General features: G+C 35.2%; 14 protein-coding genes and 1 tRNA gene. 6 read left to right on the top strand and 9 right to left on the bottom strand.

Features of this window, described 5'->3' with window-relative positions; all coding sequences use genetic code 11:
- Positions 1-2,196 (top strand): peptidase domain-containing ABC transporter, encoded by a 2,196-nt coding sequence (locus DCS32_RS15265; RefSeq protein WP_108879068.1) that lies wholly within the window; start codon positions 1-3, stop codon positions 2,194-2,196.
- Positions 2,196-3,500 (top strand): HlyD family secretion protein, encoded by a 1,305-nt coding sequence (locus tag DCS32_RS15260; RefSeq protein WP_108879067.1) that lies wholly within the window; start codon positions 2,196-2,198, stop codon positions 3,498-3,500. Before DCS32_RS15265 ends, DCS32_RS15260 begins: the two co-directional genes overlap by 1 nt.
- A gap of 21 nt (positions 3,501-3,521) precedes the next feature.
- On the opposite strand, the gene DCS32_RS15255 is transcribed toward DCS32_RS15260, so the two are convergent.
- Both DCS32_RS15255 and DCS32_RS15250 read right to left on the bottom strand, forming a co-directional pair.
- The gene (locus DCS32_RS15255; RefSeq protein WP_108879066.1) at positions 3,522-4,868 is read right to left on the bottom strand and encodes a site-specific integrase; all 1,347 of its coding nucleotides are present in this window, start codon (positions 4,866-4,868) and stop codon (positions 3,522-3,524) included.
- 231 nt (positions 4,869-5,099) lie between these two features.
- Positions 5,100-5,173, bottom strand: a tRNA-Arg gene (locus tag DCS32_RS15250).
- Between the two features lie 203 nt (positions 5,174-5,376).
- Between DCS32_RS15250 and DCS32_RS15245 the strand changes: the two genes are divergently transcribed.
- On the top strand, positions 5,377-5,889 hold the full coding sequence (locus DCS32_RS15245; RefSeq protein ID WP_108879065.1) for an adenine phosphoribosyltransferase: 513 nt from the start codon (positions 5,377-5,379) through the stop codon (positions 5,887-5,889).
- On the opposite strand, the gene DCS32_RS15240 is transcribed toward DCS32_RS15245, so the two are convergent.
- The 3 genes from DCS32_RS15240 to DCS32_RS15230 are packed head-to-tail and all read right to left on the bottom strand — an operon-like array spanning position 5,886 to position 9,630.
- Positions 5,886-8,180 carry a TonB-dependent receptor plug domain-containing protein gene (locus DCS32_RS15240; RefSeq protein ID WP_108879064.1) on the bottom strand — a complete coding sequence of 765 codons (2,295 nt, stop codon included), beginning with the start codon at positions 8,178-8,180 and terminating at the stop codon, positions 5,886-5,888. The two genes, DCS32_RS15245 and DCS32_RS15240, sit on opposite strands and share 4 nt — an antisense overlap.
- Positions 8,173-9,072, bottom strand: coding sequence for a FecR family protein (locus DCS32_RS15235; protein ID WP_108879063.1), 900 nt, complete (start codon positions 9,070-9,072; stop codon positions 8,173-8,175). Before DCS32_RS15235 ends, DCS32_RS15240 begins: the two co-directional genes overlap by 8 nt.
- A gap of 39 nt (positions 9,073-9,111) precedes the next feature.
- Entirely contained in the window at positions 9,112-9,630 is a 519-nt protein-coding gene (locus DCS32_RS15230; protein ID WP_108879062.1) for an RNA polymerase sigma factor, read from the bottom strand.
- Between the two features lie 94 nt (positions 9,631-9,724).
- Between DCS32_RS15230 and DCS32_RS15225 the strand changes: the two genes are divergently transcribed.
- The gene (locus DCS32_RS15225) at positions 9,725-11,728 is read left to right on the top strand and encodes a LamG domain-containing protein (RefSeq protein WP_108879061.1); all 2,004 of its coding nucleotides are present in this window, start codon (positions 9,725-9,727) and stop codon (positions 11,726-11,728) included.
- A 178-nt stretch (positions 11,729-11,906) separates the two neighbouring features.
- On the opposite strand, the gene DCS32_RS15220 is transcribed toward DCS32_RS15225, so the two are convergent.
- The 3 genes from DCS32_RS15220 to fahA form a co-directional block, all read right to left on the bottom strand.
- Entirely contained in the window at positions 11,907-12,419 is a 513-nt protein-coding gene (locus tag DCS32_RS15220; RefSeq protein ID WP_108879060.1) for a DUF3575 domain-containing protein, read from the bottom strand.
- A 275-nt stretch (positions 12,420-12,694) separates the two neighbouring features.
- A complete protein-coding gene (locus DCS32_RS15215) occupies positions 12,695-12,886 on the bottom strand; it encodes a hypothetical protein (RefSeq protein ID WP_108879059.1) in 192 nt (63 codons plus the stop codon).
- Positions 12,887-12,900: 14 nt separating this feature from the next.
- A complete protein-coding gene (gene fahA, locus DCS32_RS15210; protein WP_108879058.1) occupies positions 12,901-14,193 on the bottom strand; it encodes a fumarylacetoacetase in 1,293 nt (430 codons plus the stop codon).
- Between the two features lie 110 nt (positions 14,194-14,303).
- Between fahA and glyA the strand changes: the two genes are divergently transcribed.
- Together glyA and DCS32_RS15195 are read left to right on the top strand one after the other, a co-directional pair.
- The gene (gene glyA, locus DCS32_RS15205; protein ID WP_108879057.1) at positions 14,304-15,578 is read left to right on the top strand and encodes a serine hydroxymethyltransferase; all 1,275 of its coding nucleotides are present in this window, start codon (positions 14,304-14,306) and stop codon (positions 15,576-15,578) included.
- Positions 15,579-15,930: 352 nt separating this feature from the next.
- Entirely contained in the window at positions 15,931-16,317 is a 387-nt protein-coding gene (locus DCS32_RS15195; RefSeq protein WP_013751908.1) for a nucleoside triphosphate pyrophosphohydrolase family protein, read from the top strand.
- Positions 16,318-16,378: 61 nt separating this feature from the next.
- On the opposite strand, the gene DCS32_RS15190 is transcribed toward DCS32_RS15195, so the two are convergent.
- The gene (locus tag DCS32_RS15190; RefSeq protein ID WP_108879055.1) at positions 16,379-16,891 is read right to left on the bottom strand and encodes an OmpH family outer membrane protein; all 513 of its coding nucleotides are present in this window, start codon (positions 16,889-16,891) and stop codon (positions 16,379-16,381) included.
- Between the last annotated feature and the right edge of the window lie 44 nt (positions 16,892-16,935).

Raw genomic sequence — 16,935 nt, 5'->3', positions numbered from 1 at the left:
GTGAAAAATTTCTCTTTCTATTCACAACTTGAGTCTAAAGACTGTGGGCCAGCTTGCTTGCGTATGGTCTCAAAACATTACGGAGAAGAAATTAGCTTACAGAGGCTAAGAGATATTTCAGAAACTAATCGCAACGGTACAAATCTCCATTTTCTTTCTCAAGCTGTTGAAGAGCTTGGCTATAATTCTTTAGTGGTTAAGCTATCACTAGCTGAAATTAAAAAGGCACCATTTCCGATGATTCTTCATTGGGACCAAAATCATTTTGTAGTACTATATGGAATCCAATCTAAATTTGGAAAAACAACTTACCTAATAGCAGATCCGTCAGTGGGATTACTCAAGCTTGACGAAAATGTGTTTAAACGACACTGGGGTAACTCAAATGAAGTTAAACCTGAAGGAGTTGCCTTGTTGATTGAGAAGCCCATAGGTTTTAGGACAAGTAACAATTCAAAAGATTTTGGAATAGCATCAAAGACAACTGTCTTTAGCTATATGGTTCAGTATAAGAAATACATATGGCAGTTAGTAATTGGTCTATTAATTGGTAGTTTATTACAAGCATTAGTACCCTTTCTAACTCAAAGTATAGTTGATATTGGAATTAGAGGGCAAGACTTAAACTTTGTTTATATTATTTTAGGAGCTCAAATATTTCTTTATTTGGGGCGTATGGCTATCCAACTTACAAGGAATTGGATTTTACTTCATATAAGCGTGAGAGTTAATGTTGCCATGGTTTCTAGTTTTATTAGAAAGTTAATGAGATTGCCTATTTCATTCTTTGACAATAAACTTACTGGAGATTTATTACAAAGAATTAATGATCACAGAAGAATACAGAACTTTGTGGCAGTCTCATCACTTGATGTTATATTTTCTGTTGTGACAATATTGGTTTTGGGTGTTGTATTAGCTTATTACAGTTTTCAAATATTTGCATTATTTCTTGTTGGTAGTTTATGCTATTGTTTATGGATTATATTCTTTTTAAAAAAAAGGAGATTGATTGATAATAAACAATTTAAAGTACAGAGTCAGGATAATAGTAAAATGCTAGAGCTTATTAACGCAATGCAAGACATTAAGCTTTATGGTATTGAAAGAGCACAGAGACAGTCTTGGGAACAGATTCAAGCTAAACTTTATAAATTAAATGTAAGCGAACTAAAAGTTACACAATATCAAGATGCAGGAGCCGGATTTTTAAATGAAATCAAGAATCTAGTAATTATTGTAATTGCTGCAAAGCTCGTTATCAATTCACAAATTACTCTAGGTGCTATGCTGGCTATCTCTTATATAGTGGGACAATTAAATACGCCATTAAATCTTTTAATTAACTTTTCAAGGGATTTTCAAGATGCTCAAATCTCATATAATAGGATAGCAGAAATACATAATCTTGATGAAGAAGAAATACAACTCTCAAAAGTCAATAATGAGCTGTTAGAGCTTGATGATATTCTGTTAGAAGATATTAGTTTCAGATATCGAGGAATAAAGAATTGGACGATTAAAAATTTGAGTCTCACAATTCCAAAGAACAAGGTTACGGCTATTGTAGGTCATAGTGGGAGTGGGAAGACCACTTTACTTAAATTACTTTTACGTTATTACGATACTTACAAAGGAACAATACGATTAGGAGAAACATCATTACATCATTTATCTCATAGAAAGTGGAGATCTCAATGCGGTGTTATCCTTCAAGATAGTCATATATTCAATGATACAATTCGCTATAATATTACTCTTAGTAATAATTATGTCAATAAAGAAAATCTCAAAAATGCAGTGAGAGTATCAAATATGGAAAACTTTGTCAATGATCTTCCTTCTGGTCTATCCACCATGATAGGCAAAGAATCTATGAGTTTAAGTAGTGGTCAATATCAACGAATTCTGATAGCTAGAGCAGTTTATAAAAACCCAAACTATTTGTTTTTTGATGAAGCTACTAGCGCGCTGGACACAGATAACGAGCGCATAATTACAAATAGATTATCAAATTTTTTTCAAAATAAAACTGTTGTCATTATTGCACACAGATTGAGTACAGTAATTAATGCAGACCAAATAATTGTTCTACATGATGGTGCTGTTGTAGAAAAAGGAACCCATTCCCAGCTAGTAGCTCAAAGAGCTAATTATTATAACCTTATCAAGGATCAACTACAGCTAAGCAAATAATGGGAGGGCAAACTACATTTATAGAAGAGTCAGATATAGAGTCTAAAGAATTTATAGAATCTATACCAATAACATTTGTGGGACGTAGCTATATTTTCATTGTTTTCATACTGGTAGGTCTATTATTCTTTTCTCTATTAGTAAAATACCCTGTTATTGTTCAAGGAAAGGCGAAAATAACGACGTTAGTCCCCCCTGAAAGTATAGTGTCGAGAATGGGCGGAACTATAGAGAGGTTACTTGTTAATAATGGAGAAGTGGTTTTAGCAAATCAAACTCTACTAGTTTTGCGCTCTAATGCAAGTTTTGAAGATGTAGGTTTAGCAAAACAAATATTGAATAGTTTAAGCTTTCGCGAAAGCGAACAACTCGTTGGTTTACATCTTAATCTCAATCAAGAGAGTTTTAGAACTCTCAATACACTAAGGCTAGGTTCATTGAGAAAACAATTGGACATACTTCAAAATAATTACTTTCTTTATATCAATTCTCAAAAGATTGATATTCACAAAGCCAAGCTGAACAAGCTCAACAATCGTCATAAAGAGAGAAGTATTAATGTAGATGTATTGGAGAATACCAAAAATCAAGTCTTATTAGAATTATCGCTTGCCGAACAAAATGAACAGCGATATGCGCAGTTGTTTAACAAAGGAATAGTATCGGCAATCGATTATGAGAGAACTAAGAAGGAAACACTACTTGCTAGACAAAAGCTGAATGACAACATCGTTGCCATCTCAAACAGCCAACTGCAATCTTCCGTATTACTTTCAGATAGGGCGATAGCAGGACTTAATTATCATTTAGTAGATAAGAGTAGACAAAGTGCCTTTAATCACAGTATCGAGAATTTTATTGCTGCCATTGAAGTTTGGGAGGATAATCACCTGGTTAAAGCTAAGTCAGAAGGAAGAGTTCATTTTCTGGACAGGCTTAGCGATCATTCTATAATACTAGCAAATAAAGAGATTTTCATAATAGAGAACATTAATGAAAACCGACAATTTATTGCTGAAATAGAAATTCCTCCAACTAATTATGGTAGTATAAGTTTAGGTCAGGTTGTTGAAATAGATTTAGATAACTATGAACAAAGGCAGTTTGGTTTTTTAAAAGGTAAGGTGATTGAAATGTCTTCGGTACTTAATGAGGATTCTAACTATGTGGTATTAGCGTCATTTGATAATGCTTTAAATACAACAACCAATAAGAAAATCACTTATCGGGAGGGAATGACGGGTTCATGTAGAATCCTCACAAAAAACACTAATCTGATGAATAGGTTAATACAGCGATTATAAGCTGCATGTAAGTAGAAATTACTAGTTATTAGCCTGTTCAAGAGCCTCTTTTAATTTTACAATAAGTTCATCTTTTGTCAGTTCAGACAAATTTAACGGGGAAGTATCAATAACATTTCTAGATATTGAAGTTGCTTGAAGCTCTTTTGTTTTGCTATTGATTCTAGCTTGAACGGCCTCCATATCCTCTTTAATCTTATGATCCATTACTCGAGCATAAATCTGAGTCGTAGTAATTTTAGAGTGACCTAATATCTTCGAAACAGTTTCAATAGGCATACCATTACTTAGGGCAATGGTTGTAGCAAAGGTGTGGCGAGCCATATGAAAGGTTAGGTTTTTTTCGATATTTACTTTACTAGCTATCTCTTTGAGATAGAGATTTGCTTTTTCATTGGTAATAATAGGCAGTAAACTACCTGAGACTTGAGTGACTGGGTGAACTTCATACTTATCAAGTATACTTTGCGCTTGTTCTAATACAGGAATTTTAATCTTAGTATTCGTCTTTTGGCGAAATGTACTTATCCATGTATCAGTATCATCTAACCAAATATTGTCCTTAGTCAATTGTTTTATATCTATAAAAGACAAGCCAGTATAACAACTAAAAACAAACAGATCTCTTACGCGGTCCAAGCGCATGGATTTGAATTTATAATCCTTAATAAGTAGTAACTCATTATTTGATAGAAACTCTCTGTCTACCTTCTCAAAGGTCATTTTCCACCTTCTAAAGGGATCATTATCTATCCATTCTAGATTATATGCTAGTGTTACCATTTTACGTAGACGCTGGATATGCTTCATTACCGTGTTATGGCTCATTGCCTTTGGATGGCCTTGAGGATAGTAGGCACTTAAAAATGTAGAGAAGTCAGAAAGAAATTGAAAATTTAATTCACTTAATAAAATATCTTTATTCCTTTCCTGTATCAGAAACTTATTAATATACTTCTCAGTTACTCCGAAGTTTTTAATAGTTCCAGGAGTTAATGTTCTCTCTATTTTTTTAGTATGGTAGGCAATAAGCTCTTGCAGTGAATGAGATTGACTATCGTCTTTAAGAAAGCGATCTTTGATTGCTTTGCTGGTAATCACTTTTCCTTCATTAAGTAATTCTTGATAGCAATTAAATAATCTTGACTTTGAAAGTTCTAAATAACGATTAAAGTCTTTTGCTTGTGAAGAGTTTCCTCGATATCTTTTAGTAGTTGAGTTCCAACTCTCGATTGGAATTTTCCTTTTGAGACTGATGCTCAATCTCTTTTTATTGACATTGACACGTGCATAAATAGGACATTCGTCATTTTTTGCATTTTTAGTGTCTAGCCAGAAACTAATAGAAAAGGTTTTTGAAGTACGCATAATAAAGTCATTAGGTTAATATAAGAATTAAATGACTGTATATCAGTGTGTAGTGGATTTTAAATAAGAAAATTAAGTAAATGGCAGTAAAAACTGCCACTCTTATTTTTACTTACCTAATAACTGCCATTAAGCTTGCAGTTAAATGATATTAAACAAAACCATATAAAATAAAAAACTGCGCTAATCCTAGGATTAGCGCAGTTATGGTGCTTTTTGCAAAGCTATTCGTGACCTCGACTGGATTCAAACCAGTAACCTCTTGAGCCGTAATCAAGTGCGCTATTCAGTTGCGCCACGAGGCCTAATTGAAAAGAACAATTACTCGTTCGTTTCGGGGTGCAAATATACAACTGTTTGTTTCATTTAAACAAATAAAATCAAATAAATATTGCAATTATTTTTTGATATTTTTCTATCAAACTTGAAGTCAAATAATTACACAAATAGAATTAATAATTAAGATAGCGGTCTCAAAGGATTTAATTCAAAATGGTAACTTTACTAGATACAAATTTCAGATTACATAAGAGATATTGAAGATTTTCCTAAAGAAGGAATTACTTTTAAAGACATAACTCCACTGTTGGGTGATGCAAACGCTTTCGCGAAAGCGGAAGAGATTTTATACACACTCGTTCCAGAAACTAATATTGATGTAGTAGTAGGGATCGAGGCGAGAGGTTTCTTCTTTGGTACCTTATTAGCAAAAAGACTAAACGCTGGATTTGTGCCCGTAAGAAAGCCTAATAAATTACCCTCCGAAAAAATATCACAGGAGTACGCTCTAGAATATGGTACAGATGTTCTTGAGATGCATAGGGATGCTATCAAACCTGGAGATAAAGTATTATTGCATGATGATGTTTTAGCTACAGGAGGAACTGCTGCTGCCGTGGTAGCTCTTATTGAGCAACTAGGAGGCGTAGTAGTGCAATGTAATTTTCTTATCGAGCTAGACTTTTTAAATGGTAGAGTTAAACTAGCTGGAAAGCACGTAGCAGCCGCAATTACTTACTAAAAGTTATACTGAAAACTAAGGTTTGGTGTAAAGCCCAGTGATTTTACAGTCATTTGCTGCACTTCATTCTCACTGTCAACAAGATAATAGGTATTTAGGATATTATTGTTGTTAAACAGATTCCAGATAGATGCGCCTATTTGAGCATCATTCTTAAGTATTTTAAAATTGTATATGGTAGAGATATCAAATCTCAGAAAGCTATCTGATAATGAAGAGTTAGGTCTCTCATAAACGATCTGATTATTTTGTAGAATACTTTGATTTTGTGGGCGTGTGAATGGTGTTCCAGAGCGCCAATTAAATCCTAGCGAAAGTTTAAAACGTTCCAGACTATACGAAGTTCCTGCGCTTACAGAATGTCTAATGTCTTTGTTGTTAGGGAATCTGCGGCTTTCATTTAGTGCGTCAAAAGTATAGTTGTTTTTTGAATAGGAATAACTGAGCCAACTAGTAAAAGATTTAAACCGCTTGCTTGTAAGAAAGTCAAGCCCTGTAACATCATAGGATCCAGTAGCATTTGTAAATTGAAATTGGTTCTGAAAACCTTGGCTTCTCGAGGAAATTCCTGCGACTTCTTTTACATATCCCTCCACACTAAATAACCATTTATTTCTAGTGTAATCTAGGCTTACAGATGCTTGCTTGCTTCTTAATATAGGTAAGTTATCTTCATTTGCCGCGACCCATCTTCTTCGTTCAAGTCCTAAAAAATCATTAGGCTGATCAATAATTTGAAAAATAGATTGGTTTTTAAACTCGCCAAGAGCACTTATCTTAAAGTAATTTAAAAACCGTTGACTAAAACGTAGTCTAGGCTCTACAATAAGCTTGTTAAAACGCTTTAGGTAGCTTGCTCTGGAGCCCACAGTAAATTGTGTGGTATTGTTGCTAGAGAGAAAAGAAAGCTCTGTAAATAGGGCTTGAGTGCGAGTAACATTTTTTTCATTTCTAAAAAATATCGGGTTGTTAGTTTGTGCGAGGTTTCTAGTTCCTATCTCTGTAAATTGATACCCATTTTCCCACCTAAAATTATCACTCAGCTTTAAATGTGTATTTAATGTGAAACCTAAGTCAAGAACTTCGTTTTCTTGGTCAAGTTGCTGGTTATTTTCTATATTAAAATTACGTGATTTTAGATTGTAGTTTGATGCATATAAATTAAGATCAGTTTTAAATTGTGGATTCCACTGTCTTGCATATTTAATTTTTAAACCTCGATTTCCTTGATTTATACCACTACGAGCAAAGACTCCTGCAGCCGTAGTGTTTTCATTGTATTCTAACTTGTTAAACAGTGTAGTAGCGCTTACACTTAGGTAATCACGATCGCTTATGTTGTAGATGTATTTTGCACTAATATCATAAAAAAAGAAGTTAATATTTGATGCAGAAACGGGAAGATTTTCGCTCATTTCTAGATCTGTATCTTGAAAAATACGATTCGTATAATTGCTGTATGTAGGCGTTTCAGTTATATCTGTATGAGATCTTCTAGCAGATAGGAGTAAAGTAGATTTTTTTGTGAGCGGTAGTCTAGCAAACCCTTTTACATGCAGCAAGTTTGCACTTATGCTTCCACTTTTTTCATTAGACAGGCTGTCCTCTAGTCCTATTTTGAGTACTCCAGAAACACCATCGCCATACCGTGCACTTGTGCCATTTTTTATGACTTCAACTCGTTTAGTTAAATATGGATTAAATGCAGATATGAGTCCGAAAAAATGTCCAGATTGATACATTTTAATGCCATCCCAAAGTATCAGGTTTTGATCATTTGTTCCTCCACGTATATTTAGATCAGATACGGTCTCATCGGTGCTTATAATTCCTGGTAAGGCTTGGACTGTTTGTAGTACATCTGGCTCTATGACTCCAGGGAGAATACCAAATTGCTTTGGAGCTATTATAGTAACCCCAGAGCTAGATTTAGATATTCCAGAAGTAAGTAGGGAAGCAATGTAAATATTATCGAGTTCTTGAATTTCGCTAGGACGATTGAGATCTCTTAAAACTATAAAACGATTATTAAGTTTATCAAAATCATAGCCTGTATAGTTGGTTATAAAAAGGAGCGCCTCGTCAAGAGTTTTATCATTTGAAATACGTGGTATTTTAATGGAAGAAACGAGTTCATCTACATATGAAAACCTTACGTCATACCTTGTCTCGATGCTTTTTAAAACAGCAACTAGAGGTATTCTCTCGCTATTATTCTCTTGAGATCTTACATCAGAAAAAAATAAAAAGAATATTATAGGAAAAAGTATTGAGAAAACTTTTTTAATCACGAGCTAAAGTTACCTTTTTTTCCTCTTTGGTATAGGTTAAATTAAAAGGTAGACTTATAGATTTGAGAGCAATATCTATATTATCGTGTGTAAATGTTCCTGTGTAAAGCTCTTGAGCAAATACTTCGTCTACATTAACATGTACTTGATATTGTCTTTCTAATTCTGCAATAACTTCTCTTAAGGGAGTTTTTTCAAAGGAACTTTCATTACGTATCCAAGACGGTGATTTTGGAGTGCTTGGGATTGTAGTTCCTGTTATAAGTACGCTTTCGCGAAAGCGGTCTCCAGCTTTTAATATTACTTCTTGAGTTGTGGTTGTTACTTTTACAGAACCTTCATAACATATTACGTCAAAATATTCATCTCTATTTTTGATATTAAATTGTGTCCCTAATACCGTTACGGTTCCATTTGAAGTTTTCACATTAAAAGTAGTTCCCTTTGCCACTTTAAAATAAGCTTCTCCTTCTAAAGATACATTGCGTTGCGCTTCCCACGTATCTTTATCATAAGTAAGTGAAGACATTGCGTTAAGCATTACTGTGGAGTTATCTGGTAAAGTGATGGACTCTTTTTGAGCAGTTTGTGTGTAATGATCAGAACTAGAAGATCTCAGTGATAGTGCATAGTAAACCCCTATAAATAGGATAAGTACTGCTGCGACACGTAAGAAAGGTTTTAACGCAATCACTTTAGATTTTTTAGCATTAACACGTGTATGTAGCGCCTCAAGTTGTTTATCTACGTTGTAAGTAGGAATCTCTAGATGTTTAACGGTATCAGAAATACGCGTGTAGTCATCGTACTCTTCAAGATTTTTAAAAGCTTGAAGCTCACTCTCGCTAAGCTCGTTATCGAGCCATTTACTTATTAATTGTTCTTTTTCCATAGCGTTACTATATATGTAACAAGGTTGTTGTTATATTTCCTACCTGAGCTCTGTGATTTCTATTTTTAATTTTTTTAAAGCGCCGTAAATTCTTTTTTCTACTGCCTTTGTAGAGATACCTAAGAGCGCTGCAATTTCCTTGTGCTTTTTTCCTTCTACGCGGTTTAGTAAAAAAGCTGTGCGCTGCGCCTCTGTGAGATTTGCAATCGCTTTTTCAAGTTTTTGCTGGTACTCTTGTTCTTCAAGTACAAATTCTGGAGTCTCATTTGTATAATCTTTAGGGGTATTCTTTTTAAATTTTAATACCACCTTCTGATGTGCATAGGCGTTAAGCGTGAGGTTATTTGCTATAGTAAATAGATAGCTTTTTGCCTTCTCTTCAGAAACTTTTGCGCAGTTTTCCCAAAGCTTAATAAAGGCCTCTTGTACTTTATCTTCGGGATTGTAGTTGTTCCCAAATTTGTAATAAAGAAAATTAAACAGATTTTTAGAATGCGCTTTAAAGACTCTATTATATATAGTCTCGTGGCAAACACCTTTGTTATCTTCTTTCTTCATCGAGTGCAATAATAGAGAAATGTAAATAATAACTTAAATGGGGTAGGAGTTTTTTCTTTAAAGTTGTTTTATTATTGCAGTACGCCAGAAAAAAATGAAAACCATATCATACTCATTATTAAGACATTTACAGCGACTAATGTTGCTGGCACTATTGTGTATGACTATAGGTTGTCAAGATGATCTTCTCGAAGAAAGCACAATTCAAGGAGGGATAGAGGATAACGCTAGCGCACAGTTAATGCAATTAATGTATAATGTTGCTCTTAATGATGGCTCTCATGATGATATTATTGATAGAGCACCTTGCTTAGAACTTATACTGCCAGTTACGGTTACTATAAATAGTGCAGATGTTGTAGTAAACCACACTGACGACTTTGAAACGGTAGCAGAACTTTTTGAGCAACAAGGAAATGCAGACGATTATACTATTGACTTTCCTATCACAGTAACAACGGCTACACATGAGCAAGTAGTTGTTGCGTCACAGTCCGCCTTCGATGAGCTTGTAGAAACTTGTGGACAAGCTACCCAGAATGATGCAGATATAGAGTGCGTCGATTTTGTATATCCGCTTGGCTTTAGCACTTTTGATCCAGAATTTACAATTACAAATGTAGTGAGTGTACAAAGCGATAGAGAGTTACTATCATTTGTAAATACCATGCAAGAAACTAATCTTGTAGCAGCTGTAAACTTTCCTATTGTGATGAGAGCTCATGATGATAGTACCGAGGAGATGTCAAGCCATAGTGCGTTATCATCTGCGCTTGTAGAGGCTTCTTTAAGTTGTGATGAAGAGGATATTTATTATTTTGAGGAAGATGTATGTGTAGAGAGTGAGGTAAATGATTTTCTCATGACTTGTTACTGGCAAATAACTTCTTTTAATAATGAGGATACACTTAGTAACTATGTATTTTCTTTTGGTGCAAATAATTACCTTTTATATTTTGACACTAATGTAATTGCAGATGCTGGTTGGAATACATCTACAACAGCAGCAGGTGTTAGACTCAGCTTTTATAATCTGCCTATTTTAAATTCAGAAATAGGAGGGAACTGGACGGTAACGCAATGTGATGAAGAGACGCTATTATTGGAGAAAGGTGATGATGTAATGACACTCCAGCGAAATTGCTTTCAAGAGCCATTAGATTGTTTTGTAAGTGCTGTACTTAACGTGTGCGATAATGGTCAAGATGGTGAGGCTACCTTTGATTTAACAGAAACACTTTTAGGTTGTGACACCTCAGAAGTAGACATCGCTTACTACCGCACCCAAGAGGATGCCAGCAATCAAACGAACGCAATATCAAATCCTACTAATTATACCACAGCTACTAGTCCGGAGCTGCTTTGGGTAAGAGCTACACTTTTAAGTGATGCTAGTGAGTTTAAAATTATTTTCATTAATCTTACAGTAGTAGACTGTTGTAGTAACCCGCAAGATTATCTTAATGATCTTGTGATTTATATGCCTTTATCTGAGTATCCCGTAGAGCTTATAAGTGGTTACGTAAACAGCGCTGCGGCAAATGAATGTGTAGTGGATAGGGATGGGTCAGATCACTGCGCCATTAGTTTTAATCAAGATTCTTTTACTATTCCTGTCACTGCAGAAAATAGTATTGTACAAGGTGAAGAGTATACTGTGAGTGTATGGTTTAAAATGCAAAACACAACCTCTGGAGATCTAGAAATTATGTTTCAGAAGGGTACAGATGCAAGTCAAGAAGGATTTGCCATAGGTGTTTCTACCTTGAATACACCAGTGTTTTTTACTGATAATTTTGAAATTATAGATGAAGACTGGAACAATGAGGTAGATGTAGACTGGATGAATACAGACTGGCATCATCTAGCAATTACCGTAGATGCTACAAATACTGTAAAACTTTACAGAGACGGGATTCTACGTAATGAGGTAATCAGCGCCACGCTTGATATAGGCAGTAGCGCATTAAATGAATATACACTGGGCCAGGACTTCTTAGGTCATGTAGATGATCTTAGAGTGTATAAAAATGCATTAAACCCTAGCGAAATTCAACAACTCTTTGCTTTAGAAGGTGATTGCTATACTTGCTTGTAGATTTTTTAGCACCAGACTGAATCAAAAAAGGCTAGCTGTGTAGCTAACCTTTTCTTTGTTTTTTACGCTTTCGCGAAAGCGTGATTCTGTAAAATTTATACCTGCGAGATGCTACTGTAGAGTTAATAGTGCACATCTAACATAGACATATTTTTACAAGCATCGTTTTTTAGTAAAATTACTTGAAACGATAGCCTATACTGATTCCAGCTCTACCACTCACTTTATCTTGGTTGGTTTCAAAAACGTTTCTTCCCATTCCAAAATTTGCTTGTAAAATGATTCCTTCTTTTGAAATCCACTTGTAACCTGCGCCTAAACCTAGAAGTAAATTATTATCTGTATCTGGTGTAGCATTAGGCTCAAGGATTTTGGTACTGTGAAACATTGTAAATCCTTCGACAAAAAGTCCGCTTGCATATTTCTTGCTTAAATAGCGTCTATAAAAACCGGTGATACCACTGTCATAATCATATGAAAAAGCTGCGCCGGAGTCATTAAAAGTGGTAAATAATGATGTCCCAAAAGAAGAGTTTTCATTAATGGTTCTTTCAAATTCTACTTCGATTGTACCTAAGGCGGTAGAGAGCCCGTTTAATTTTAATTCTGAAAAATTTGATTTTTCAAACTGTTCTTGTGCAAACATAGTAGCACAAAATAATAGTAATGATAAAGTGATTAATTGCTTCATGATGAATGAATTATAAAATTAGTTAGAACTTCAAATCTATACGGTTTTCCTTCTTTAGATAGTTAAGGATTTGGTAAATAACATAATCAATCAGGTATTTAACTTTTATTTTGTCAACAAGAATATTTGTAGTTGTTCGAGAATTTTCTGCTATAATAGGTGATTGCTATACATGTTTATAAAGCTTTCCTTAATATCCTGAATCAAAAAAGGCTAGCTGTGCAGCTAACCTTTTCTTTGTTTTATATGCTTTCGCGAAAGCGTGATTCTATAATTTAAAGCAATCTTGCTCTTCTTTTCTTTCTAAAGTCTCTTACAAAGTACCATGCAGCGCAACTTAAGATGATAACGATACTTATAAGGTTACCAAAGATGAGAGTAAGAAGTAAATAGCCTAAGTAAAAGGCGCTAGCATAAAAGGCTACCGCTAGTAACATGACTAAGTATAAAGCAATCGTTTTAATCATTTATAGACGCTTCACTATTTAGTTTTAGGCTCAAATACAGGAAGTAATTTTGTCGAAACTTCGCCAAAACCTATGCGAGGATAATCTTTTGTTTTAGAGTAACCACGTATAATTACAGTGTCATTATCTTCAATAAACTTACGATCACCACCTTCTTCAAGTTTAATAGGCTTTTCTCCTCTCCATGATAACTCGAGCATAGATCCGTAAGAGTCTGGTGTTTTTCCAGAAAGTGTACCACTTCCCATCATGTCTCCAGCATTTACAGGACATCCATTTACCGTATGGTGTGCTAGTTGCTGGCTCATGTTCCAGTACATGTACTTAAAGTTAGATTTACAAACCGTAGTTTCTTTCTTTCCTTCTGGTTGTAATGCTACTTCAAGATTAATGTCAAAACTTTTCTTTCCTTCATATTGTAAGTAAGGAAGTAATTCTTTTTTAGGCTTAGGGCTTTCTACTCTAAAAGGCTCAAGCGCATCTAGTGTTACAATCCACGGAGAGATTGAAGAGGCAAAGTTTTTTGCTAGGAAAGGCCCTAGTGGCACATATTCCCATTTTTGAATATCACGAGCACTCCAGTCATTAAAGAGTACAAGTCCAAATATATTTTCCTCGGCATCTGCAGTAGTGATAGATTCACCTAAAATGTTTGCATCTGTAGTAATAAAAGCCATCTCTAGTTCAAAATCTACTAGTCTTGATGGGCCAAATATAGGTTCTGTAGCTCCGTTAGGTAATTTCTGACCATTAGGACGGTGTACCGGAATTCCCGATGGTATTACAGAAGAACTTCTCCCATGATAAGCAACAGGTAAGTGCAGCCAGTTAGGCATCAAAGCATTTTCCTCACCGCGGAACATGGTCCCTACATTTGTAGCGTGTTCTATGCTTGAGTAGAAGTCTGTATAATCACCTATTTGTACAGGTAATTGCATCTCAACTTCTTCCATTTTAAAAATTACAACATCTCGATCTTTCTGATTACCACGTAAAGATTCATTGGTTTCTTCAAAAATTTCGGCAATGCGGTTACGTACTAGTCTCCATGTTTTACGACCATCTGCAATAAAATCATTGAGCGTGTCTTGTAAAAAGATATCATCTGTAAGTGGGATACCTTCAAAGTAACCTAACTGGTGTAAAGCACCAAGATCTATTGCGTAATCTCCTATACGCGTCCCTATTGTAATAACGTCATCACGAGTTAAGAATACACCAAAAGGAATATTCTGTATTGGGAAATCTGTATTTTTTGGCGTTTCGAGCCAAGTTTTTCTAGAGGGATCGTTAGCAGATAGTGGCATTGTCTATATTTTGATAAGTTGTTTGTAATTCTCTCTTCAAATATAGGATTTATCGCATACTTAAAAAGTCTTTGTAGTATTTTTGTATCACTTTAACAAACAATTTTACTATGCAACGTGATACTGCCATTTTTGACCTAATCCAAGAAGAAAAAGAACGCCAATTAAACGGACTTGAGCTTATTGCTTCAGAGAACTTTGTAAGTGACCAAGTAATGGAAGCTGCAGGTTCTGTGTTAACAAACAAATATGCCGAAGGATACCCGGGAAAAAGATATTACGGTGGTTGTGAAGTAGTAGACGAGGTGGAGACACTTGCTATAGAGCGCGCAAAGGAACTCTTTGGAGCGGAATATGCAAATGTACAACCACACTCTGGATCACAAGCAAACACAGCAGTATTCCATGCTTGTTTAAAGCCAGGAGATAAATTTTTAGGTTTTGATCTTGCACACGGTGGTCACCTTACTCATGGATCTCCAGTAAACTTTTCTGGACGTTTATATAATCCAGTTTTTTATGGAGTAGAGAAGGAGACGGGACTACTTAATTATGATAAAATTCAAGAGATAGCAACAAAGGAGCAGCCTAAGATGATTATCGCTGGAGCTTCTGCTTACTCTCGTGAGATAGATTATAAACGCTTTCGCGAAATTGCAGACTCAGTAGGTGCAATCCTTCTAGCAGATGTTGCTCACCCAGCAGGACTTATTGCAAAAGGAATCATTGCAGATCCTATCCCACACTGTCACGTGGTAACTACTACGACGCATAAAACGTTACGAGGACCTCGCGGCGGAATGATCATGATGGGGAAAGATTTTGAAAATCCTTTTGGAATCAAATTAAAGAATGGAAATCTAAGAATGATGTCTTCATTATTAGATAGTGGTATTTTTCCAGGTAACCAGGGAGGGCCATTAATGCATGTGATAGGAGCAAAGGCAATCGCCTTTGGAGAAGCACTTACAGATGAGTTTTTACATTATATGGTGCAGGTTAAGAAAAATGCAACAATGCTAGCAGATGCACTTGTACTTAAAGGATATGATATTATCTCTGGAGGTACAGATAACCACATGATGCTTATAGACCTTCGCAACAAAGATGTGACAGGAAAAGCAGCCGAAGAAGCACTAGGAAAAGCAGATATTACAGTAAATAAAAACATGGTACCATTTGATGATAAGTCACCATTTGTTACTTCTGGTATACGTATAGGTACAGCTGCAGTGACCACTCGAGGTCTTGTAGAAGGTGATATGCACGAGATTGCAAACTTTATAGATAAAGCAATACAACATCACGATAATGATGAAGTACTTGCAAACGTTGCAGCAAGTGTAAACGAGATGATGGGGCATAGACCATTGTTTAAGGCATAACACTCGTCTCTTTTCGATATAAAAGCCCGCTACATGCGGGCTTTTATATTTTATAGCTGTAGCTTTTACAGCATGGCGCAGTTATATAATTTATGGCTTGAGAGCCAGTTTGATAATGACAAGTAGCGCTATAAAACCCATAAATCCTACAAGCACCCACTTACTTCCTTTGTATTGCTTTTTGTGTAGGGATAAATCCTTCCTGTAACTCCATACCATAAGAAGGATGAAAGCCACAATAAAAAAAACAACAAATATAATCTGACCAGTACTAAACATTTAAAGTATTTTAGGAGTTGTAAAAATACGACTGAGTACGCTTTCGCGAAAGCGTAACAAAACAAAATCCTTTATGAAAAATAAAATAGCCGCCGTAACATTATTTCATGACACTTATGGTCTTGATCGAAAAGATAAACCTACTGCAAATCTCCCGCTATCGAAAAATGAGCTGCGCTTTAACCTCATGAAAGAGGAAAATGAAGAATATCTAGAAGCTGCAAACGCTGGTGATCTCGTAGAGGTGGCAGATGCACTAGGGGATATGCTTTACATATTATGTGGAACAATCATCGAGCATGGGATGCAAGATAAAATTGAAGAGGTCTTTAATGAAATACAGCGTTCTAATATGAGTAAACTAGGAGCAGATGGTAAGCCTATCTATCGTGAAGATGGAAAAGTGCTTAAGGGGCCTAATTATTTTAAGCCAGACATTAAGAGTATACTTGACAAGTAATCACATAAAAAAGCCGCTTCTATCTAGTAGAAGCGGCTTTTTTATAAAGTGTAGTGGAAGATTACTCTTCTACTGTGATTCCTAGTTTTGCAAGAACAGCCATTGTAATATCTGCTGCTGGATCTGCATATGCAAAGTTGTTATTGTTACCTATAGTAAGAATGTGTGAGTAACCTTGTTCTTTTGCTACTACAGTTACCATTTCTCCTATTTTCTTGTAAAGTGGTTGTACAACTTCAGATTGCTTTAATTGTAAAAGCTGTGCACCATTCTGACGAAATTTTGAGATATCTTCTTCAAGAGCAATGATTTCTCCTTGTTTAGTTTTCTTGTCTGCATCTGTAAAAGTTGCTTGACCGCTTTGGTATAATTTTACCTTAGCTTCATAGTCTTCAATCTTTGCTTTCATTTGTGTTTCAAGATCAAGATTATAAGCTTTTACTTTTTCATTTGCTCCTGTAAGCTCAGGCATTTTTGTGAGGATAAAGTCGGCATCTACAGTTCCTACTTTGCTTTGAGCAAAAGCGGTTGCTGTAAATAGCACTACAAACATTCCAAGTACGATTTTTTTCATTGTATAGTATTTATTAAGATTATCATTTGCGCGTGCAAATATAT

Source organism: Dokdonia sp. Dokd-P16, assembly GCF_003095655.1.
Classification (GTDB): Bacteria; Bacteroidota; Bacteroidia; order Flavobacteriales; family Flavobacteriaceae; genus Dokdonia.
This window is presented reverse-complemented; position numbering and strand designations above follow the sequence as displayed.